Genomic DNA, 19,788 nt, shown 5'->3' with positions numbered 1-19,788 from the left:
TTTTTATAAGGATGATTCATGAAAGTTGTTATTCCCGTAGCAGGCCTTGGCACACGTATGCTTCCTGCAACTAAAGCGATTCCAAAAGAAATGCTTCCTATCGTTGACAAGCCGCTTATTCAATATATCGTTAATGAGTGTGTAGCTGCTGGTGTTAAAGAAATTGTACTGGTTACCCATGCCAGTAAAAATGCCATTGAAAACCACTTTGATAAATCTTACGAGCTTGAATCAACGCTTGAAAAACGAGTTAAACGTCAGCTTTTAGAAGAAGTTCAGTCTATCTGCCCTAAAGATGTAACCATCATGCATGTGCGTCAAGGTGAGGCTAAAGGCCTAGGGCATGCAGTGTTGTGTGCTAAACCTTGTATCGGTAATGAACCTTTTGCTGTGGTACTACCTGATGTTATTTTGGATGAATATACAGCAAACCAAAAAACTGAAAACTTAGCTGCGATGATGGCACGTTACCATACTAGCTTTGCTAGCCAAATTATGGTTGCGCCAGTACCAGATAATGAAGTGAATAAATACGGTATTGCAGATTGTAATGGTGATGAAATCGCCCCAGGTGATTCAGCTAAAATCAAAGCTATGGTTGAAAAGCCTGCCATTGGGACTGCTCCATCAAACTTAGCTGTTGTTGGTCGTTATGTGCTATCAGAAAAAATCTGGAATCTATTAGCTAAAACACCAGCGGGCGCGGGTGACGAAATTCAGTTAACAGATGCGATTGATATGCTAATTGAACAAGATACTGTTGAAGCGTTCAATATGACCGGTAAATCACATGATTGCGGCGACAAATTAGGTTACATGAAAGCCTTTGTTGAATATGGCCTGCGCGACAAAAAGCTCGGTGATGATTTTGCTAAAGCAATTAAAACCTTGCTCTAGACTAGATTACTTATGCATTACCAATAAAACCAACTCACAATGAGTTGGTTTTTTGCTTTATAGCAGAAATTATAAAATGGGGATTTTATTAAAACGTCTACACCTTTAAGAAAAGCCTTCATTACGCATCAGCGTATCAAATGCATTTCCATCAGTACGGGATGCATTCGCTACATAAGGGGCGTATACGTCAAACAATAAGCGGGTATCGCTGTGACCAAGCATTTGCGAAATGTACAATGGATTCTCAAGGGCTGCTATATGTAGCACCGCTGCTGTATGGCGCGTCTCGTAAGCGCGTCTGCGCTTAAGTCCTGCTTTGATTAATGTGGGGTACCATAAAGCTTTACTGACATAATGTGTATCCAGTGGTGCACCAGATTTACCGGTAAACACAAAGTCAGAATAGGGGGCATACCCTGACTCACTTGAATCTTTAATGCGTTTAAAGGCTTCATAGATGGTATCGCACATCTTTAAGTCTCGACGTGATTTAGGTGTTTTTACATCACACACTTCACCATTTACCCAGTTCTGACGAATACGAATTAAACGGTGTTCAAAATCAATATGCTGCCATTCGAGGCCGTGTATCTCGCAGCTACGTATCCCAGTCCAAAATCGGATAATAAAGTAATCCTTCCACTCTTGTGGCACCTTGTTTAAAAACTTGCGCACCTCCTCAATCGTCATAGGGTGCGACTCTGCTTTTTCTTCCTTCAGCGCTTTGTAGCGTCTTAGTGGGTATTCAAACTTATACTCTTCTGCTGCAAGGCTAATGATGGCAATTACAGGCCAAAGTAAAAAATTAATACGGCGATTGGATAATTGGCGTTTATCACTGTCTTTCATTATTTCCATAAGTTCTTGACGAAAATAATCAATTTGCGACAAGGTGATTTCATTCACCAAGGTATTGCCAAATTCAGGGATAAGGTATTTATCAAGCGTGCTGCGCATGGTGCTCGTGTAACTGTTTTTCCACGTAGACTTTTTTCGGTCAAACCATTGGTTAGCAAAGTCATTGAAAAATGGATATTCACGGTCAGGATGTTTGTCGCGCTGTAATTGCTCAAATTTAGCGACTTTTTTACTTTTTGGAAAATAGTCACGATATTGAAAGCTGCCTAAATCAATCTCAGCGTTCATTTTTTTGAGCATCGCTTTAGCTTGGGTGAGGTTTTTAGGGGTTGCCATCAGTTTGGTGCCTTCACGAAAACGGCAGCCATAAAGATGCATGTCGAACTGAATGCGCCCGTTTGGACGTATGCGAATATGAGCCATAGTGGCCTCCATTGATTTCAGATCGTTAAATAGATCTGTCCCTTACCAATGGAATTCGTTAGAATTTGCCCATCGGCTGGGTTGGGTTAATAGCTAGTGCAGCCGGTACGGGGTAGAGTGGTTGCCGCCACTCTGCCCCAACTGCTTCTTTTTAGGTTTCTTTAGGTTAACAGGGCTTTTAAAACGCGCAAGTTAACCCATTACTGCCTACTTCTACTCTTACTTCTTATCTTGTCTGCTCTTCTCATTTTGTATTTTGTCCCGATAGCATTTTATTGAGTACTATTGGTTAAAAAGACATCTATTACTATAACTAATACTGTTTATTTGTCCAGTGGTTAATTATCTGATATCTGCTTTTATAATCTCATTGCTAAAAACCGATTAACTCCAATTGTTCGTTCTGATCTAACCCACTTTCTTGCAGTGTTGTTTCAAGTATTTCCTGGACAGTCTTTGTTATACAGCCATTTTTGATTTTATTTATATCGCTTACGCTTGTATCAATGGTTTCTACAGGAATTTGTACATAGGGTAGGCTTCCTTCTTTTGTGCTGCTATAAAACTCAAAAAAGCGTTCATGATTTTCATTGATGACGATACAAATTTTCACTTGCGCCATGCTAATAAGGTCATTTATGTGAGTGTTTATTAGCTCTTTTGGGTGAAAACGGTACAAACGGGTTTGTTCGGATTTTATCGATTTAGCATAAACAGCTTTTGATAAGCCGTCAGCACTAATCGTCGAGGACATATATATTTTGTTATCGTCGATTAAGAAGTAACATTGGTCGGCTTTTTTTTCCGATTTATAATCGGCGTGAGATTCGATTTCACCTTTAAAGGATTGAATATCTGCTATGAGAGTGACTTCAATCGTTGATTGGTTTTGTTGTGTTTCTATAAATGCAGTGAGCCCTGCAATTGAGCGTGTCACTGTTTTTTCAGGGCTACGGATGGTAATTAATTCACCTTCTTGCGCAATAGCCACCGTTTGTGATTGCGTTTCTTGGCAAATATGGCGCAATTGTTGATAGGTTTCATTATTAATTGTTAGAGTTACTGGCAGTGGGATATTGCTTGATAACGTTTCTATTCCAACGTTTCCTCCACGCTGAAAGCGTAGGTTATGTGAGTTGGATTCGAGCTGTAAATATTCAAAGTTGCCTAATGGATTTACATTCATATCTAGCTTATCTAAATCAGCGATCGAAAACTCAACAACCGCACGTTGTGGCAGCGTATCAATATACTCAACATGCTTTTTAAAAGCAGCTAACAGGTCAAATTTACGACAAGACGGATAGATAGGATTGAGTGACGGTATCGATATATCGGGTATTTCAACATGAGTGGCATTTATGTATTTCCCATTCTTGTATTCCAATTCAAATATGAGTGGCAAAAGTAGGGAACCAGTGCTTTTTCTATTGAACGCAATTACTGATTTAAGTGAGTGTTTAAAAAAGTCACCTGGAATGTAAAACTTAGCCTGTTTAAGTCCATGGCCTTTTTCTAAAGGTTGAACGATGAGCGAGTAGTTAGGGTTGCTACCGCCAACCCAGGTTACCGTTGCATCTTTTGGTGAAATGAAAACACTGACGCCGTAATCCGCTTTTTTGGCTTGCAGTTGTTTACTAATCGCTTCAAAAGAGCGAAATAGCGTGTGTGGGATGACGAGCTCATTCATAAATACCTCTTCTACTGAAGTGATTGGAAGTTTGTTAAAAACTGATGTAAATGCTGATAAATACCTCGGTCTAGCGAGGGCTGGGACTTTGCCTTATTTTTAGTGTTTAACTTCAATTTAAAAGTAATGATTAAATGACTATTTCCAGTTGATTGTTTAATGCAGCGATAGGTGTCGCCTTTAATCATAAATTGTTCTTTAAGCAGCGCTTCTTGTCTTTGAATGTTGGTCTTTCGATTGCAGACTAATTCAAAATCAAGGGATAACCAGTGCCATTGATGAGTCCTAAAAACGCGAGTGATCAGTTGAGCATTCTTACTGTTACATGCCAAGATAATGTGCAAACGAAACTCAGTTTGATTATTGCTATCGAGAACAAAAGTAGGAAGGAGTGACAATGCTGTTTTTTGCTTTTTAGTTAATGGCTGATAGGTGTGCTTTCCTGAACGTTGCCAAATTAGACTGAACATTTTCCAATTTAATTCTCCTAAGCGTACTTGCTTTAATAAATCATTTAGAAAATGGCCTGATGGACATGAGGCGCAGCTTGAAAGCCAAATAGATGCTAAGTCATTGCGTGCGATGTCATAGGAGTCAGTGGGTGGCAAATCTTGAACTGCAGGTATGCTTAACGTTGATTTTTGCGATGCTTTAAATAACCAATTTTTGAGCGTTACCTCAGTCAATAGAATAGCGTCTTGTTGCTTCTGACTAGGCATTTTATCCCGATAATCAGTATTAATTAGACTGAGTTGTCGTGATAGGTCATTTGATGTAGGACTAAGTCTTAGCAAGTACTTTAACTCATTGTGGTTAAATTCACGTTGTTGTCGCTCGCCAAAGCCATAGCGGTAAAAAGGGTATAGCCAATCAATACCATGAAGGTAAGACCAACGGGTTGTGGAGTAGTATTTATGCCCAATTTGCTGACAAATTTCACTTAGTAATAAATTGTCATTATATTGTGAGAAATGCTTGGTTTTTACCCAATAATGAAATCGCTTTGCTATGGCGCTTGGACTGAGTAAACGAGGTAAATAGCTTTCATCGGTGGTTTCATTAGGTGATATTTCATAAGCGAGATGCAGTGCCTGTTGCATAAAAAGGTAAATGCCACTGTGGCGAAGGTGATGAAATCTGACATCCTCACCAGCAACAGCCTTAATTGCTCTGGTAATAGGGAGTAGATAGTGTAACTGCCTAGAATGCATTTTTTCATCTGCAAACCCAATTAATGGTTCATTTACGGAGGCCGATTGCTTGATGTCGATAACCATCCTGACTAAGCAAGCGTATTCTTCGGGGATCACGACATGTACCATTCTGGAACTTTTATTTTTTGTACTGCCTTCAGTGGTTTCTCTGATATCAAAATGAAACTGCTGTTTGTCTGTGCTGTAACAGAAGATATCTTGAATCCTAAGGCGTAATACTTCCCCTCTGCGTAACATTGCAAAGTAGCCAATGATGCAGGCTACTGCGCAGAACAGTCGTTGCATCATTTCTCCAGTGTCTTGCGTGATCAAGGCGTTAATGACTTCGTCTAATTCCGCTAATGTGAGGTAATTAGGGTCAACACTGGGGGTGGATGTTGGTGGATCAAACTCTGAAATATCTAAATTCTCGGTTAAAGGATGGTGACTCATAAAGCGAAAAAGGTAGTGAACATATTTTTGATGTCCCTCATTGCTTAAGCTGTCATAAACCGTGTGCGCCCATAAGTGCAATGCGTCACTATCAAGTGTTTTTTCGTAAGGTAGTGGGTTATCTTCAAAAACTTGTTCAATATTGGTGTATGCATTAATTGTGTCATCAGACAACGTTTCTTTAATGACACCGCCATACTTGATTAAATCAGCTTTATAATGAAAAAGCATTGCTGGCAATATGTTATGAGGGTTCCACTCTGGGACTGGTGCTGGCTTTTGTGAACTGTTTAACGGTGTTTTTCGTAATGTTTTATGTGGCCATCGATTAACTTTGGCTTTTGAGCTGAGCCCTTCAAACCAATTTTCATTCCAATCCTTTTGATAAATGGCTGTTAAGGCAAGATGCTTTTCTTTTGTTTTGATGATTGGTTTATTAAACGCAACATGCCTTTCTGGGTCACGAATGTCTTTTAAAAAACTCGGTACGATATTGTCTCTATATAGCCAAACCGATTGAAGGCGCAGGTGCCATTTTTGAGCATTTAGCTCTGGTAACGAAAAAGGCGTTACTGGTGTATATAGATTAAGTTTACGCACCAATTGGCTAGCAGTTACTTTTTTGTTCTTATGGTCTAAAGTTGAGTGCTTATCATTGGCAAAGGTTGTTGCGTAATAGTCCTGTAAAACACGGTATACAAACAAAGGTAAATGATAGCGGGTGAAATGCTGCTTTTGCTGTAGTTTACTTTTTTTTGCTAAGTGAGTGATATCAAGGTAAAGCGAAGTGCCTTCTTGTTTGATACTGCTAGGTTCATTGAGAACATGTGCTAGATATTCAATTGAAAGCGGGGCGACCTCTAAACCAATAACTAAAGCGGTAAATTCACTACTTACAGCCGGGCGTACTTTAATATATTGAGTACGAATCGCTTCGTATCCACCTTCAAGCATACTTGCTTGATGGGCAAATTGGTTTAGCTGATTAAACCACTGTAAATCTTTATCTTTTAACTGACTAACGACTTCTGTTGGTACCTGCCAGTGAAGCGCATCGCTTAAATAGCAGAGTAGATCATTGAGTGCTTTTCTAAGCTTTTTTTGCCTCCCTGTCGGGATTGTCTTGATGATTTTTTTTAAGGAATTTATTTCATCGGAAGTGACTTCGCGTTGGTATGCAGATTGTTCACTTGCTGGTGATGTTATTTTAGGGCAATGATTAATAACCCATAATAGTTCATCCTCTTCTGCGCAAGTGCCACCCCCACGTTGATAAAAGCGAATAATGTCGGCAGGTATCAAGCCATTAAATCGATTAGACATAGCAAACCTCTTTGATGTCAAAGCGGTTCGCTAAACTGTTTAAATGCTGTTTTATCGTGGTTAAGTTTGCAGGAAAAAGATGATCACTTCCAAAGTGCTCACCATATTCTGAATGCCCCATTAATCGATCAATCTGACTGGTTGTTAGCCTGATAGGGTAAACACTGGTTAGTGCGCATTGAGCAAAAGTGTGTCTCAGCATGTAGGGGTCTTTATTTTCTAATCTGTCATGCATAAATAGCTTTAATTTTTTAGCCGTTAATGGGCAAGCTTGTCCATTAGAATCGCATAAGTACCATAGATAAGGACTGCTAAATGAGCTGGAAAGGTGAGTGCTTAATGAGCGTTGTAAAGTGAGGTAGTGACTGAGTTGTAGGCTAAAGTAATCACATAAAATGATTTGCCTCAGCCGCCCTTTATCACTGACGGCACAGGTACTTAATCTGTAACAACGTTCCTTTTTAATCGAAATCGCATGAGTTGGACGAACACCTGTGAGAAATACAAACAATAAAGCAAGGTGGTAAGTACATAAGTTGTAATACTCAATATGCTGACTTAATTCAACGCTACCAATGGGCTTAGAGCGAATGATTTCATCATGTAATGAAGCAAAAAAATCAGTTACTTCATGTTCTTGTAGTACTTTTGAACTGCCTATTTGAATCGAAATATCAGCACTTTCCTCAGTCCCTCCTTGGTATTGTATTTTACGCAGTTGAGCAATTCTGCCTTCCTCGATGAGTTCATCTGGCAATGATTGCCCTCGGTGTTTATTGATTAAGTAGAGTTCTGATTTTTGTTCTTTATTTGAGGACTTAATTGAAAGCATCGCTTCCCAATTGAACAATCGCACTTGAGTAAAAATATGCTCTAGATAACGTTCGTGCGCCTGATATATTCGATAGCGGATCCGATCACTGTCTTCAGCTTGATAAGCTTTGGCGTTGCGGTGGTGCAATTTGTGCTCTCGTAGCAAGACATATTTACTCGTGCTTGAAAGCTCATTATCAACCAGAATGCAATTTGTGAAGTAATTGAATAATTTGTCTTTTCTTGCGCTAGGAAATCCTATAACAGATGTTGATTTTCTCCATTTTTTAGTCAGTATCTCAATAATTAAATTTTTCTCACTTCTTGATAGCCAAGGCGTGTTATATCGTTGTTTTGAAATAAACGGCCTAAACAATGCATTTAACCCTTTAGGTATTGGTTGCCAGAGAAATACTTCACCTTGTTTTGTGGGGTAGGGTTGAGCATATTCAGCCCAAGAGTGACTACCGTCTTTGACCGTTCTAAAAGCATGTTCTTGGCACTCTTCACTGCCTGTTACACGAATACAGTCAGGGATAAAAAAATCGGCGGGTTTAGCATTTTTATCGTTGGTCTTATCTTTTGTTAGCCGTTGAGTGAGCCATAAATAGATAATAACGACGAGAAACTTTTCTTTGTTCACTTTTTTATAGTTTCTATTGTTCAACGTGCTAAAAAGCTTTATGAGCGCCGTTGCAATTTTGATGGGGTCGGGCATCACTCCACCGGCGTTTCGTTGGCGATTTTTTTTGGCGATAGAACTCGACTTGCCCATGGCTGCCCCCTTGTGAGTGGGTTATTTTACGAAAAGCAGAAGGAGATATTTGGGCTAGCTGACTTATTTGATTTTTATTTGGAGTGACTAAGTTCATTGATTTTGCTTTATCAAGTCGGCTATGCAAGATCTCAGGAAGTCGTTTATATTTTTGGTAAAACAATGCGGGTTTAATTAAGGCTAGGGTGGATAATGTCGGTTCGGGTTCGCTATAAATATTTAATGATGCTGTTAGTTTATGGGAATCAGGATGACCAAGTAGCTGTTTTAAGATGGGCATTGGAGCCAATAAGTAATAAGCATCAACTTTTGCTCTTTTCACTACAGGGATTGGGCAGGAATCAAGAATACTCTGCAGTTGTGCAAAGCTAATAAACTGAAGATCGGGAAGCGTCGATAGCTGATGGCAATCGCCAGACAACAAAGTTGTGAGCTTTGGATGCTGGTGCCATTCAAGTGAGTTTAGCGGCAACTTTTTTGTCTTTGGCATAACGATATTTTCCTAAATCATCCCATTTCCCTATTTATAGATGCGTGTATTTAGTCATTAATTTGTACTACTGTTTATTTGTACAGTTAATTACTATATAAATCAACTGTAATGGTTGTTTTTTCTTCTCTTCGGTTTTCTTAGCAAGTATGACTTTATATGTTTAGTAAATGCGTTGAAAATTAAGTGGTTGTTTTTATTGTTTATTGTTGTTTTTGGGGGTATGGTGCTTACACAGAATGATTTTAAAATCGGACTTAAGGCCGTTTTAAAAATACTTGATAAATGGGGCTGTAATGAAAATCAAATATCAGTCTTACTTTGCTTTAAGAATAAAGACGACATCAGCGCCGCTAATCAAAGTGACTTAACTCAAGATCAAGTCATACGTATAAGCTACATTTTGAATATCCATGGCGGGTTAAGACAGGTTTTTTCAAATCCAGATAATGTTTACGGCTTCATGACAATGAAAAATCAGCACTTATTATTTAACGGTCAAACACCACTTTCGCTTTTATTGGAAGGGGAGCATAGTGACTTTGAAGCTGTTATGAACCATGTTTTAAATTTGGGGAATTTTTAACGTTCTGCACATTAGGGGGGAAATATGATGGACCTAGAATATAAAAAGCAGCAGATTTTAGAGGCATACTTTCCTGGCATTGCGAGCCTTAATAGTGATGATGCGGATAATGTGTACCTTAAAGTGTAGCGGATAAGTTAATCTGGCCAATTGCTTAGAAGTTTTCTGTGCGAAAAATTATCTGAAATTATCTGGAAAATATGCAATCTTATTGATCGTCGTTAAACAAATGGAGCTTGGATAACTATGAAAATGATTTTTGTCGATGCGGAGAATGTTGGGTTGAAAGAGCTTGATAAAATTGCAGCATCCGTTGTTGATAAAGTATTTGTTTTTTCTAAATCAAATGCTGTTAAGTTAGTTTGCGAGAAATCTCTTTATTTATTCTTAAACGATTATCCGAATGGACAAAATCAAGCTGACTTCTACATTATTGCTTACCTTTCGAGGGTTCTCTTAGCATTGGATAAAAAGCAATTAGGCTCGACTCATTTTGAGCTATTCAGTAATGATGAAAGTTTAATATCGGCATTTGAGTTTCAGTGTGGTCAATTAGGTGCTGCTTACCAAAGTATTAGAACCAGAGAGCATAATGTAGTACCTATTGTTGAACCTTCTAAACTGAAAGCTACTACCTCTGAACAAATTTTACTTAAAGCTCTAAAGTCAGCTCATCCACTAGACCCTAACTTTCAGAAACAACTTGGATTATCTAAATCTGAGTTTACAAAAGCAATTAATGAATTAGCTAGGAAGAAACAGATTAAGCGTTCTCCTCTGGCCAAGAAGAAATGGGTAAGGTGTTAGTTTTGCTGATGGTTAGACAGATTCGCTGGGAATACGGAAACGATTTTAGATAACTGGCAAAATGAATCGGCCAGAAGTATAGAGATTGAGGAATGCATAAAGTTGAGCGGAGCTAATATCACTTTAGTCACTGAACCAAAATATCATTTACCTCATGCTAGAAGTTTAAATCTGACTTTTGACGATGATTCCGTCGTTAAAATCTGGCTTGAACAAGGTTTTGGTTATTGGTTTGTGAATAAAAATACCAATAAAAAAGCTGCTTACGATGAAGTTCTTCAGCGAAGGCTGCTAAAGCTATTCTTGAGGGAAGTTGGATTATTAAAACCGGCCATTTTCCAACAGTCATTTTTTCTCAATTGAATAACTAGTTGTGTGGTTACACTATGTATATTGAGGGGATTAACAGATAATTAGTTTGATTGGTTGGAGTCTTTGTAAAGAGGCTGCTACATTTAATCGAACCTATTAAATTTATAATTGTATCCTTAGTTTTAAGATTGTATACAAATTTAATTAACTACTAATTTAGCGATTAATTAGCAACCCATTGTGTTACAAATTGCAACCTCTGGTTAAAATTAGTTCAACATCTCTTTTTTACAATTGTAAATTATTATAAAATGATCTAAAGAGTAATGGTTTTGAGGTAAATAATGTCAGCAACAATATCTAAATTTCTAGATGAAATTACCGAAATATTTCTTAAGCTTATCGTATTTGTTCTCATTTTTATTGTAGTAACAGTGTCGTTTTTCTGGTACTTAGTTTTATACATTACTCCTGAAGCTGAGTTAGAACGTGATCAACAAGGACATTACATCGTAAATATCGACAATTATCGACATTGGCATACCTATTCGGCATTGTTAAATAGTTCTGATAATTCTATAAAGCTTGAAAACGACGTTGTTCTGAGATCTGTAGCGACTATAGAGTCAAGTTGTGAAGGTATTTCAAATTGCGAACGATATGCCAGTAAATTTTACAAAATTAATGAGAATAAAAGAAATGTTTATATTATCCTCAACAAGGATGATGATGTACTTTCTCAGTATATCAATAATATTCACAGTACCGTTGATGCTCATAATAATTCGATAATCAATTATTCTATAAAAAGAAGTCTTGTTGAACCTGATTTTCCATCGATATTTAATTACAAAGTGTTTAAGAGTGATGACAGTTACGATAGTATCCATAACAAAAAAGTTGATTTTGCTAATGTTAATTGTCGTAATAATGCGAGTGGATGCCGAGTAGATGCTATAGGAAGTTTTAGCGTATTTGGTTTTCCTACTATTAGTTTTAAGGTTAAATAATGAAGTTTATTACATTTTTACTTACTATTATTTTAATGATTCAAATACATGGTTATATAGAAGTTTACAGGTTCCCAACTGGGTTAAAAGAATGGGGAGTCATATTATCTTTAGTTGTCTTATGCATAATAGGAATCAAATTTTCAATTACAAAGGGTTCAGAAAATAGTGAGTCATCGTAAGTGTATAATTAATATACATTTTAGTGAGTAACAAGGAATATAGTACATGAGTGATACTTTTAGTGTTGTAGATGATGAAAAGCTGTTAGTTAAAAATACAACTTGGTTTGAAAAAAATAAAAAAATAATAAATTCTATTTTAGTTGTGATGCTTTGTATTATTGGTTTATTCAAGTTTATCGATGAACACACTCATAGAGAACTAGATGCTTCAATAAAAGATGGTGCACTTGCCTATGCTTCTGTTAAAGGAGTCAGCGTAGGAATTTCTATTCTAAAAGGCTCAGAGTTTTCACTGGGTGTAGTTTCGATGAGGTTAGGTGAAGCTCTTGAGCCTATAAATGAAACACTAGTTTATACAAGCCATGTGATAATGACAGCATTAGCATCACTAGGCTTACAAAAATTCCTATTGTTAATAATGGGTTCAGCTTTGGGTAATGCTATCTTATTGATATCAGCACTTATATATCTATCCACGATATGGATAAAAGGGCTCAACAACTTTGAGTGTAAAGTTAAATCAATATTTTATTTCATTGTTTTCTTACGTTTTGTTATAGCAGTTTCACTTGGCGCCAATGCACTAGTTGATAAAATGTTTATTAATGAACAAATTAACCATTCTATAAATAATACAGAAATCCTTGATAATGAATTAAGAACAATCACCTCAGCTATAAGTGAAGAGAAAGAGTCTATTCAGGGTAGCGATGATCCGGGTTTTTGGGAAAGTGCTAAAAATAAAATTAGTACAGCAACCCAAGGTGCTGCAGGTATCAAAAATGCAATTACGGATTTACCAGCAAAATTTGATTCATTGATTATTGATTTTATGAATTTAATTGCACTGTTTTTCTTAAAAACAATTCTAATACCTATAGGATTCATACTTCTCATCAAGAAAGTATTTGTCCACCTAAAGTTATTTGGCTAATATTTGTATCGATTTATGATGATTAAATACCAGTTTTATACTGGCTAAATTTTAGCCCTCAATAAGGGGGGCTCCAAAGTTAATTAAACGAAGCTATTGTCTAGGTGACCTTTGTTACTTGGTTCCTTTGTTAAATGTTTAATCATATCATCGGCATCAATTTCAATTATCTCTTGAGCACTGCCTTGGTTTATACGATATTCACCATTTTTATTAATCACAACCTTTTGCATTGTTGCTTCTATATTTGGATACTGCCAAATATTCATCACCAGTCCATTTTCGGTATGTTTTGTATTGATTGTGTAAGTCTGTCCATCTAAAAGTAATGCGAGTTTATTAAATTGACTTATTACAGCTTTGGGGTGATTAAAGCCAAGCTGAAAAACTACATTCATTGGTTGTGGAGGCATCCCTCGTAAATAGATATCGTGAACAATATTGATTAGTGAAAATGCCAATCGGGTGCAAGCTTCTTTAGAATGTATGCCCGCTAGCACAGCGTCTTGAAAGCAATAGAGGTATGCGGCTAACCGCTCATCTTTAGATATTGTTTGATCCGCTTGGGCTTGATTCAAAAGTAGTGCAGATACATCTTCAATCAGCAACGTATAAATAGCATTATCAACCGCCATGCAGTTATCTGATGTTTTAGGAATAAAACGTGATAAAGCGTTGGTGAGTTGTCGTTTTATTTCCTGGCTTTGGTTTGTAACTTGAGTGTTCTTGATGTCTGGGACTGATAGCGATAGAAACAGCTGCTCATTAATACTAGTTTGCCAGTTATCTGCTTTAATACCTCTAATGAATTCAGCATTGTCCGCAAAGCCATAACTATAATCACCGGTTAGCTTTTGTATGTACTCAACTAACTCAAATGACAAGTCAATCCAATCAACATTTCTTGCCTGGTGAATATTTGGATACCAAGATTCGAAAGAACATAAAAGGTCTTCTTGTAAAACTCTACCGCTACTGCCAGTAACAGATTTATGATTTGCTAAAGTTTGGTATATGGAAGTATGAAACAAGATGGTCGGGATGCGATGCTCTAATAGCGGGTATTTAACGCAATACATGATCCATAGTGAGTCACATATTTTTTTTGCACTATCACTCAAATTAGTCTGTTTCATCATGTTTACTTCTTCACGTTTGCAATTAGCACTCGATGAGGCGAGGGCATATAGCCCCGCCTAATACAATAAATTAAAGGTTTTCACTAACCATTTTAAAGGCTCTTTCAGTGTCGTAACCTTCTAGAATGAGCGCAATAATATCATCACGATGTGATGAAATAGCTTTAGGTAGCGCCGCTTGATGTGCTTTGTAGTAATCCAAAGTCATTTTCATGGCGTCTACACGCTTTATTTTAACGGGTGGTGTTGAATTTTTTTCAGCCGTTTCAATATACAGATCGAATTCATTTGATACATTTGACCAATCATAATTAAATACGTCTTCGCGTAGTTGTTTAGGATCAAAATTATCAGTCATACCGCTTCCACATTCACCAGCTGTCTTGTTAATAATGAGTGATGTTGCATCTGGCAGGTTTCTTTCAGAAGTAAAAATACGAACAACATCTAGTTTACGGCCTGCCGAAACAGGAATTGCTCTTTGTACATACTCTTTTTCTGGGTGAAGATCTTTAGCTCGTTGCACTAACTCACCGTATGTTAAACAGTGTTTGTGGCGGGCGAGATCAATTAAAATTGGGTAATATACTGCAGCTAACTGAACGTCGTTTAATGTAATGTTTGCGTAAAAACTTTCAACTTGATAATCCATTTTTGGCCCTGTTATTATTAAATTATTCGGTAAATTATTGCCTAGATAAAAATATTTTTTAGTGATTTCTATTGGTTTTCAATAAATAAATGTAATTGCTTTAGCCAAAGCTTGAGTGAGCCATCTTCTTGAAACCGACGCCATATTCCTTCATTGAACCTGTCTGCTCGTATCACGGTTGTTATGAGTTGAAAACACTGTATAAAAGTTAAGCTTTCTATTAATGCTTTTCTTTGATCACCATTGTATTGTGGCTGTTGATAATTGCTAGATGTAAGCAAATGTCGATTGGGGTAATCCATCCAAGGGTAATCTTGTAATATAAAGTTGTGATCATATAGTGCTTGGTAAATTAACCGATTACAGGAGTCTTTAGGTTGGGTTATGACCTTATCTTCAAAACTTGATAAATCTTCTTGCTTGGGGGCATTAACAAGCAGAGTTGCATACTCTTTGATTTTATCGTGCCATGCCAGTTTGCTTAGCCAATCTGTAGGCAGTTGACTATAGCCGTAATATGCCCCGGCTAGTTGGCCATATATTGCGGCTGTTGTATCTGCATCTTCCCCTAAATTCGCAGCTAACAGCGCACCGTCCCGAAAGTCCGTACTATTTGCAAATGCCCATAAAGCGGCCTCTAAAGAATGAACAACAAAGCCAGAACCGCGAATTTGTGCTCTAGTCTTAGTTAAAAATGATCCTTGGATGACCTTTTTAAGGTTCGGGTGGATATCGCATGAGCTCCAGTGTGTGGATAATCGATTAAACAAGTCAGTTTTGTCTGATACACAATGATTTGAGTTATAAATTTGATAAAGAAGCCAAGCCATTATCTGGCAACTTTCAATGGTTCTTTGTTCTGCATGGGTAGTAAGTGAGCTTTCTCCTGCAATTTTTATAACGTTCTGTTCGGAAACATGTCTGTAAGAAGAATAAAAAATGGGGATGGGTGCAAGGCGCATCAAACTTCCATTCCCAGCACTGTATTCATCAGAGGACCCTGCATTGGCATCATTATCAAATTGGAATTTCGTTAGTGCATCACTCACTGTATTACCAATATCAAAACATTGGCCATTAACTGAATTATGACCCTCTTTCCACCACGATAAATATCGCTGTATTTGATCCTTAGGATCATGCTTACCTGTTGCTAATAAGCTTTCAGCTAAACACAGCATCATTGAGGTGTCATCAGTCCATTCCCCAGCATTCAATGAGAAAGGTCCGCCACCATTCATATCAGTAATGGACTGATAGCTGTCTTTGGTTTTAAATTCTAGTGTTGTTCCTAGGGCATCACCTAATGCTAGGCCGACCATTGAGCCTTGAGCTCTATCTAGCATCCGTTGACGATTTTCTTGCGATTGCGATTGCGATTGCGATTGCGATTGCGACAGCGCATTCATAAAGATATTCCATATTTATTATTATGCTGAAATTTTACAGCACTAAATTAATGTTCATAAGTGACGCATTTTGGTACATGTCATTAATTGTTTTGCCAATGTGTGATTTCTTGAACCGTATCGCAACACCATGGCGTATTTATAGTGCATTGTATATATTGGGTAACTTCGATATTACTGGGGCTTTTTCATGCATTATAAATTTTTAAAAGAACAGCATAGAAAAGTAAGGGATGACCACACCAAATCACTTACAATCCGAATTCACAGAGCATTAAGCTGGCTAAATAAAGCGGAGCAATCTTCAGACCTTGATAGTAAATTCATTTTTCATTGGATAGCCTTCAATGCTGCTTATGCTCAGCATATTGACCGCTCGATTTTGATGGGGGAGCGAGGACTATTCCAACAGTTTCTATCAAAGCTAGTTGTACTTGATACTGACAAACAACTTTCAAGGTTTATTTGGCAAGAGTACACCAACACAATTCGAGTCGTGTTAAATAATGAATTTATTTTTGAGTCATATTGGGATGCGCAAAATGGCTTAATCTCTGAAGCCCAATGGAAGGAAAACCGCACTAATTCAATTAGAGCGAGTCATCATGCGTTAGCAAATGAGCAAACAGATAAAGTATTGAGTATTATTTTTAATCGACTTTATACACTACGTAATCAACTTCTTCATGGTGGAGCTACTTGGGACAGTAAAGTCAATCGTCAACAAATTAATGACTGTTCTTCAATTCTTTCTCAAATAGTGCCTATCTTGATTAGCATCATGATGAGCCACCCAAATGAGCTTTGGGGTGAGCCTATTTACCCTGTAATAACATAGACTAGAGTATTTAAATGATTGAGCTACAACAGGCTGCATTAGCCAACATTAACAAGCAGACATTACTCCGTTACCAGTTAATTGAGATTATTGCTTATTGGGAAGGGCGCATTACAACCAATCACCTGTGTAATGGATTTGGAATTGGCCGTCAGCAAGCATCTAGAGATATCAATGCTTACCTTAAAGAGTTAGCCCCAAACAACTTAGAATACGATATGCAGCTGAAAGGTTATAAACCGACTGTAAATTTTCAACCTGTGCTAACAAAAGGACATATACACGAATACCAGCAACTACTAACGTTCAATCAAAGCTTGGTATCAAAAAGTAATTATTCAACTTTAGGTTTGCGTGAAGTTAGTACAGTGACACCACCTCCAAGGTTAATCGAACCCAGTATCATGCGTGCGATAATAAGGGCCATGAGTGACGGTCGAAGGCTAGAGATTGAATACCTTTCATTAAATTCACCCGAGCCAGAAACTCGTGTTATTGCGCCGCACTCATTGGTAGACACTCCTTTAAGATGGCATGTAAGGGCCTATTGCGAAAAAAATAAAGCCTATCGAGATTTTGTCTTAAGTCGCTTCATAAATGAACCTGATATTTTAGATTATTCACCAAATCCACTTATTGATGACGATGATTGGTGTACGCCAGTTAACTTAGTGCTGGAAGCTGACCCTAGGCTGAGCGAGCATCAAAAGTCATTGATTGAGAGAGATTACGGGATGGTTCAAGGGGAGCTTGTTATTCCATCTCGCTTAGCACTTATTAATTATTTGATTGATTCCTTAAGCTTAGATTTAAACAGCATCAATGCTCAGCCAAATTACCAACAAATCTGTATTAAAAATCTAAATGAGATCAGAGAAACACTACAAAGCCGTAATCTGCTTAAAGTGTAATGTTAAAAACATGTCACATTAAGCTACACGCTACTTTTTGCGACAATTACGCCAGGATGATTTTTTCAGTAAAGTGTTTAACAACAATTCAAACTGAAGGGGAAAATCATGAATTTCAGTAATGTGTCCGAGCCCAAAGCACAATACCTGCCTAATAAAGTGATTTTGTTAGGCGATTCTATTTTTGATAATGCACCATACGTAGAAGCGACAGAGTCAGTAGCAGAGCAACTTCAAACAATGTTTGGAGACACTGCAAAAGTAGAACTTTTAGCTGTGGACGGTCATGTGATGGCCAATATCCCATCACAACTAGAAAAGGTTAAACAGGTTACATCTGTTGAAAATCATGTATTTATTTCTTGTGGTGGAAATGATCTCCTTGGATATAAGGCAACGGGATTAATGTCGATTAAAGCTGTTACCATTGGCGATGCACTAATTTCACTTCATCAGGTACGGGAGAGCTTTCGCATCGATTATCAGAACATGCTAGATGCAGTTCAGTGTAGATTTGCAAAGCCAGTTATATGTACCATTTACGATAGTATTCCCAACCTTTCTTATGCGGAACAAGTGGCGATCGGTATATTTAATGAAGTGATTTTACGTGAAGCTGCAGTAAGAAAGCTTGAAGTACTCGATCTTCGTACCATTTGCGATGAGTGTGATGATTTCGCATCTATTTCACCTATAGAGCCATCAAACTTAGGAGCAAGGAAAATTGCATTAGCAATTTTGGATAAATGTAACCAAAAGCAAAATGAATTAAATATGGGTTGCGTATGAGCTTAACTAAAGAATGGTTTGTAGGGCGAGATCAATTTATTGATGAACAATCAAAGCTAGGAAATTATACTCTTGAGCAAGCTATGGCAGAGCTGGATGTCACATTAAGTGACTTCTTTGGTTTAGGGATTATATGTAGTAAAGAATTAACCACAGCGTCTACTAGTTTGTTCAAGTTAACATCATTAGGTGGATTATTTTTTGTAGATAAATATCAACAGTTATTTATCAGTTCAGTAAATCTTAAGAAGCTGAAACAAGCACTTGAGTGTTGGGATAACTTTACCGTTGAGTTTGAAGATGCAAACACAGACATTATTAGTAAAATATCCATTAAAAAACAGCAGTATGTGACATTTTATATTAATGGAAATCCTTTTATACATCAGCTTAAATTCCGACTTGATGATGTGCGAGATGAAGTGAATATGTTCTCTGATAATGAAAGCCCTAAGCTTTTGTTATCGTTATGGGAACAGTTCTGTGAGTGTGTGAGATTCATCGAAAATAGCGACAAGTCACCTTCAAAAATTGAAAATTCAGCTGACTCTCGATCTATTGAGACTATATGTGTTTCATGGCATGACGTGATTAAGAACTATTTTAGTTCTCAAATGCACCAAATTAGAAATGAGCAAAACCTAGTCGATTTAAAGTCTGAAATAGAATGCACTTACTCTGCAATAGGTGGCGAATGGGATAATATTCTTAATTTATACAGTTCAGTGCGGGCTTTAAAACTTAAACGGTTATTGTCTGATAGTGATGATCAAATTGAAACCATGATAGAAATGGTTTCTACAAAATGTATTGATGAATTTGGCCTTGTAACCCCTGAACTTGTAGAGTCCCGAGCTATTAAAAAAAACCTCTGTATCGCACTCAAACCTGATGATGTATTGATTTATAAAGATAGGGTAAGAAAACAAATTAAAGTTGCTTACTTTTCACACGAAAAATCTACTGAATTCAATTTACATACAAACCAATTTTTTCGTGTTTTAAGGTCGAAAGGGAACAGTAATTGGGATGGTAAGCGATTATTTTTATTTCTTCAAAGCCAGGCAGGAAAAAAACTGCTGGAATATACCTTCCTGTGCGAGACTGCATATCAAAGGGCACTTCCACAAATAGACCAAAGACAGTTAAATTTATTAAAGGTCCCCATGTTAAGTGATGATCAAGCTACGGTATTAGATACCCGATTAACAGATTTACTTGAACTAATTCATCAACGTCAGAGACTTAAAAAGCAAATTATAAGAAGCCTAGACGCAATGTAAAGTCACATAGCAGTG

At 37.3% G+C, this 19,788-nt stretch carries 18 protein-coding genes; 10 read left to right on the top strand and 8 right to left on the bottom strand.

Going from position 1 to position 19,788, the window contains the following annotated elements; all coding sequences use genetic code 11:
- The first annotated feature begins 18 nt into the window (after window positions 1–18).
- Entirely contained in the window at window positions 19–897 is an 879-nt protein-coding gene (gene galU / locus Q4546_RS07795) for a UTP--glucose-1-phosphate uridylyltransferase GalU (protein WP_303446043.1), read from the top strand.
- A 105-nt stretch (window positions 898–1,002) separates the two neighbouring features.
- On the opposite strand, the gene Q4546_RS07790 is transcribed toward galU, so the two are convergent.
- The 5 genes from Q4546_RS07790 to Q4546_RS07770 all read right to left on the bottom strand — a co-directional run bounded on the left by Q4546_RS07790 (window position 1,003) and on the right by Q4546_RS07770 (window position 8,918).
- Complete coding sequence (locus Q4546_RS07790; protein WP_303446042.1) at window positions 1,003–2,181, bottom strand: DUF3596 domain-containing protein; 1,179 nt, start codon at window positions 2,179–2,181, stop codon at window positions 1,003–1,005.
- 373 nt (window positions 2,182–2,554) lie between these two features.
- Window positions 2,555–3,871, bottom strand: coding sequence for a hypothetical protein (locus tag Q4546_RS07785; RefSeq protein WP_303446041.1), 1,317 nt, complete (start codon window positions 3,869–3,871; stop codon window positions 2,555–2,557).
- A gap of 11 nt (window positions 3,872–3,882) precedes the next feature.
- On the bottom strand, window positions 3,883–6,840 hold the full coding sequence (locus Q4546_RS07780) for a hypothetical protein (RefSeq protein WP_303446040.1): 2,958 nt from the start codon (window positions 6,838–6,840) through the stop codon (window positions 3,883–3,885).
- Window positions 6,833–8,296, bottom strand: coding sequence for a hypothetical protein (locus Q4546_RS07775; RefSeq protein WP_303446039.1), 1,464 nt, complete (start codon window positions 8,294–8,296; stop codon window positions 6,833–6,835). The genes Q4546_RS07780 and Q4546_RS07775 overlap by 8 nt, the downstream gene beginning before the upstream one ends.
- A gap of 28 nt (window positions 8,297–8,324) precedes the next feature.
- Window positions 8,325–8,918 carry a hypothetical protein gene (locus Q4546_RS07770; protein ID WP_303446038.1) on the bottom strand — a complete coding sequence of 198 codons (594 nt, stop codon included), beginning with the start codon at window positions 8,916–8,918 and terminating at the stop codon, window positions 8,325–8,327.
- Between the two features lie 199 nt (window positions 8,919–9,117).
- Here Q4546_RS07770 and Q4546_RS07765 point away from each other — a divergent pair, with 199 nt between their 5' ends.
- The 5 genes from Q4546_RS07765 (at window position 9,118) to Q4546_RS07745 (ending at window position 12,752) form a co-directional block, all read left to right on the top strand.
- The gene (locus tag Q4546_RS07765; protein WP_303446037.1) at window positions 9,118–9,504 is read left to right on the top strand and encodes an antitoxin Xre/MbcA/ParS toxin-binding domain-containing protein; all 387 of its coding nucleotides are present in this window, start codon (window positions 9,118–9,120) and stop codon (window positions 9,502–9,504) included.
- A gap of 246 nt (window positions 9,505–9,750) precedes the next feature.
- Window positions 9,751–10,311 (top strand): hypothetical protein, encoded by a 561-nt coding sequence (locus Q4546_RS07760; RefSeq protein ID WP_303446036.1) that lies wholly within the window; start codon window positions 9,751–9,753, stop codon window positions 10,309–10,311.
- A gap of 102 nt (window positions 10,312–10,413) precedes the next feature.
- Complete coding sequence (locus Q4546_RS07755) at window positions 10,414–10,674, top strand: hypothetical protein (RefSeq protein ID WP_303446035.1); 261 nt, start codon at window positions 10,414–10,416, stop codon at window positions 10,672–10,674.
- 293 nt (window positions 10,675–10,967) lie between these two features.
- Window positions 10,968–11,633, top strand: coding sequence for a hypothetical protein (locus tag Q4546_RS07750; RefSeq protein WP_303446034.1), 666 nt, complete (start codon window positions 10,968–10,970; stop codon window positions 11,631–11,633).
- 228 nt (window positions 11,634–11,861) lie between these two features.
- On the top strand, window positions 11,862–12,752 hold the full coding sequence (locus Q4546_RS07745; RefSeq protein WP_303446033.1) for a hypothetical protein: 891 nt from the start codon (window positions 11,862–11,864) through the stop codon (window positions 12,750–12,752).
- A gap of 83 nt (window positions 12,753–12,835) precedes the next feature.
- Here the strand turns inward: Q4546_RS07745 and Q4546_RS07740 are convergent, their stop codons facing one another.
- The 3 genes from Q4546_RS07740 to Q4546_RS07730 form a co-directional block, all read right to left on the bottom strand.
- Window positions 12,836–13,891 carry a hypothetical protein gene (locus tag Q4546_RS07740; RefSeq protein ID WP_303446032.1) on the bottom strand — a complete coding sequence of 352 codons (1,056 nt, stop codon included), beginning with the start codon at window positions 13,889–13,891 and terminating at the stop codon, window positions 12,836–12,838.
- Between the two features lie 70 nt (window positions 13,892–13,961).
- A complete protein-coding gene (locus tag Q4546_RS07735; protein WP_102520766.1) occupies window positions 13,962–14,543 on the bottom strand; it encodes a hypothetical protein in 582 nt (193 codons plus the stop codon).
- 68 nt (window positions 14,544–14,611) lie between these two features.
- The gene (locus tag Q4546_RS07730; RefSeq protein WP_303446031.1) at window positions 14,612–15,889 is read right to left on the bottom strand and encodes an ADP-ribosylglycohydrolase family protein; all 1,278 of its coding nucleotides are present in this window, start codon (window positions 15,887–15,889) and stop codon (window positions 14,612–14,614) included.
- A gap of 253 nt (window positions 15,890–16,142) precedes the next feature.
- On the opposite strand from Q4546_RS07730, the gene Q4546_RS07725 reads away from it, so the two are divergent.
- The 4 genes from Q4546_RS07725 (at window position 16,143) to Q4546_RS07710 (ending at window position 19,773) form a co-directional block, all read left to right on the top strand.
- Window positions 16,143–16,790 (top strand): HEPN domain-containing protein, encoded by a 648-nt coding sequence (locus Q4546_RS07725; protein ID WP_102520765.1) that lies wholly within the window; start codon window positions 16,143–16,145, stop codon window positions 16,788–16,790.
- Window positions 16,791–16,804: 14 nt separating this feature from the next.
- Window positions 16,805–17,701: a YafY family protein gene (locus tag Q4546_RS07720; RefSeq protein ID WP_303446030.1), complete on the top strand. Its 897-nt coding sequence runs from the start codon at window positions 16,805–16,807 to the stop codon at window positions 17,699–17,701.
- A gap of 108 nt (window positions 17,702–17,809) precedes the next feature.
- Window positions 17,810–18,490 carry an SGNH/GDSL hydrolase family protein gene (locus Q4546_RS07715; protein ID WP_303446028.1) on the top strand — a complete coding sequence of 227 codons (681 nt, stop codon included), beginning with the start codon at window positions 17,810–17,812 and terminating at the stop codon, window positions 18,488–18,490.
- Window positions 18,487–19,773 carry a hypothetical protein gene (locus Q4546_RS07710; protein ID WP_303446027.1) on the top strand — a complete coding sequence of 429 codons (1,287 nt, stop codon included), beginning with the start codon at window positions 18,487–18,489 and terminating at the stop codon, window positions 19,771–19,773. Before Q4546_RS07715 ends, Q4546_RS07710 begins: the two co-directional genes overlap by 4 nt.
- Window positions 19,774–19,788: the final 15 nt, after the last annotated feature.

The sequence above is a fragment of the Shewanella sp. 4_MG-2023 genome, from assembly GCF_030548015.1.
Taxonomy (GTDB): Bacteria; Pseudomonadota; Gammaproteobacteria; order Enterobacterales; family Shewanellaceae; genus Shewanella.
This window is presented reverse-complemented; position numbering and strand designations above follow the sequence as displayed.

Excerpts from the sequence above, each read along its gene's own strand:
- galU (WP_303446043.1), top strand. The coding sequence starts at position 19 with ATGAAAGTTGTTATTCCCGTAGCAGGCCTTGGCACACGTATGCTTCCT.
- Q4546_RS07790 (WP_303446042.1), bottom strand. The coding sequence starts at position 2,181 with ATGGCTCATATTCGCATACGTCCAAACGGGCGCATTCAGTTCGACATG.
- Q4546_RS07785 (WP_303446041.1), bottom strand. The coding sequence starts at position 3,871 with ATGAATGAGCTCGTCATCCCACACACGCTATTTCGCTCTTTTGAAGCG.
- Q4546_RS07780 (WP_303446040.1), bottom strand. The coding sequence starts at position 6,840 with ATGTCTAATCGATTTAATGGCTTGATACCTGCCGACATTATTCGCTTT.
- Q4546_RS07770 (WP_303446038.1), bottom strand. The coding sequence starts at position 8,918 with ATGCCAAAGACAAAAAAGTTGCCGCTAAACTCACTTGAATGGCACCAG.
- Q4546_RS07760 (WP_303446036.1), top strand. The coding sequence starts at position 9,751 with ATGAAAATGATTTTTGTCGATGCGGAGAATGTTGGGTTGAAAGAGCTT.
- Q4546_RS07750 (WP_303446034.1), top strand. The coding sequence starts at position 10,968 with ATGTCAGCAACAATATCTAAATTTCTAGATGAAATTACCGAAATATTT.
- Q4546_RS07745 (WP_303446033.1), top strand. The coding sequence starts at position 11,862 with ATGAGTGATACTTTTAGTGTTGTAGATGATGAAAAGCTGTTAGTTAAA.
- Q4546_RS07740 (WP_303446032.1), bottom strand. The coding sequence starts at position 13,891 with ATGATGAAACAGACTAATTTGAGTGATAGTGCAAAAAAAATATGTGAC.
- Q4546_RS07735 (WP_102520766.1), bottom strand. The coding sequence starts at position 14,543 with ATGGATTATCAAGTTGAAAGTTTTTACGCAAACATTACATTAAACGAC.
- Q4546_RS07730 (WP_303446031.1), bottom strand. The coding sequence starts at position 15,889 with ATGCTAGATAGAGCTCAAGGCTCAATGGTCGGCCTAGCATTAGGTGAT.
- Q4546_RS07725 (WP_102520765.1), top strand. The coding sequence starts at position 16,143 with ATGCATTATAAATTTTTAAAAGAACAGCATAGAAAAGTAAGGGATGAC.
- Q4546_RS07720 (WP_303446030.1), top strand. The coding sequence starts at position 16,805 with ATGATTGAGCTACAACAGGCTGCATTAGCCAACATTAACAAGCAGACA.
- Q4546_RS07715 (WP_303446028.1), top strand. The coding sequence starts at position 17,810 with ATGAATTTCAGTAATGTGTCCGAGCCCAAAGCACAATACCTGCCTAAT.
- Q4546_RS07710 (WP_303446027.1), top strand. The coding sequence starts at position 18,487 with ATGAGCTTAACTAAAGAATGGTTTGTAGGGCGAGATCAATTTATTGAT.